The organism is Segeticoccus rhizosphaerae, from assembly GCF_009192725.1.
GTDB lineage: Bacteria > Actinomycetota > Actinomycetes > Actinomycetales > Dermatophilaceae > Segeticoccus > Segeticoccus rhizosphaerae.
The window spans coordinates 1-1,557 of the sequence record NZ_VOHR01000536.1; the positions used below are offsets into that span (position 1 = coordinate 1).

Below are 1,557 nucleotides of genomic sequence, written 5' to 3' on the forward strand. Positions count from 1 at the left end.
GGTCCACGGGCGGCACCGGCTCCACCTCGGCCCGCAGCGCGGCGAGGGAGCGACGCCGCAGCACCCGGAGGACCTCGGCGTCGCAGTAGTCGGGGCCGTGCTCGCCGCCACCGGACTCAATCGGGCGCAGCTCGCCCTCGACCACGCGACCGGCCTCGACCAGCCGGCGCAGCACCGTGCTCGCCACCGCGGGGCCGAGGCCGAACCACCCCGCGACGTCGTGAGCGGTGAACGGACCGTGGGTCCGGGCGTAGCGCATCACCAGGTCACCGACCGGGTCGCGCACCGGCTCGAGGAAGACCTCGGGCAGTCCGACGGGCAGGGCCACGCCGAGGGCGTCCCGCAGCCGGGAGGCGTCCTCGACCGCGGCCCAGGACTCCTGACCGCCGACGCGGACCCGGATGACCTGCCGGTCGCCCTCCAGCTCGACGAGCCAAGCGGACAGGCTGGCCGGCGAGGTGCCCTCGGTGCACCTCTCGAGGATCGCCGCTTGCGGCAGCGGGCCGAGCACGCGGACGAGGTCGACGACGTCCTCGGCATCCCGGCAGCGCCGCTCCGACGCGAGGTGCTGCAGCTCGTTCTCGGTCCGGTGCAGCGCCTCCGGGTCGAGCAGGTCTCGCAGCGCGGCGCCCTCACCCCGGCCGAGCAGCTCCGACAGCAGCGTCGGGTCGAGGGCCAGGGCCGCGGCTCGGCGCTCGGCCAGGGGTGAGTCACCCTCGTAGAGGAACTGGGCGACGTAGCCGAACAGCAGGCTCTTGGCAAAGGGCGAGGGCGAGGCTGTCTCGACGTGGACCAGGCGCACGCGTCGCGCGGCGATGTCGCGCATCAGGTCGGTCAGGCCGGGGACGTCGAAGACGTCCTGCACGCACTCCCGCACCGTCTCGAGGATGATCGGGAAGGAGGGGAACTGGCTGGCCACCTGCAACAGCTGAGCCGACCGCTGACGCTGTTGCCAGAGCGCCTGGCGTTTGCCCGGGTTGCGTCGCGGCAGCAGCAGCGCGCGCGAGGCGCACTCGCGGAACCGGGCTGCGAACAGGGCTGATCCGCCGATCTCGGTGGTCACGAGATCATGCACGTCGTCGGCGTCGAGGGTGATCAGTGACAGCAGCTCGGACGAGAGATCGGCCACCGGGCCGGTGGGACCGCCCTCGCCCTCGCCGAGGTCGAGCTCGAGGTCGGGAAGCCGCAGGACGATGCCGTCGTCACCGTGCATCGCCTGGACGTCGACGCCGAAACGTTCGCGCAGGCGGGCGGCGACGCACAGCGCCCACGGAGCGTGCACCTGGGCGCCGAAGGGGGAGTGGAGGGCGATCCGCCAGTCGCCGAGCTCGTCGCGGAACCGCTCGACGAAGATGGTGCGGTCGTCCGGCACGTGGCCGGTCGCCTCCCGCTGCTCCTCGAGGTAGGTGAGCAGGTTGTCGGTGGCCCACTCGTCGAGACCTGCCTGAGCGACCCGTGCGCGGGCGGATCGGCCCGGCAGCGCGACGATCTCGCGGACGAACGCGCCCACCGCGCACGGGTCGCTCAGGCAGGTCTCGACGAGTGGGCCACCGACAA

General features: G+C 73.1%; 1 protein-coding gene. It reads right to left on the minus strand.

Annotated elements, in window-relative coordinates; translation table 11 throughout:
• A partial coding sequence (locus tag FRW57_RS21435; protein ID WP_203230474.1) for a DNA glycosylase AlkZ-like family protein occupies positions 1–1,557 on the minus strand: 1,557 nt, incomplete at both ends.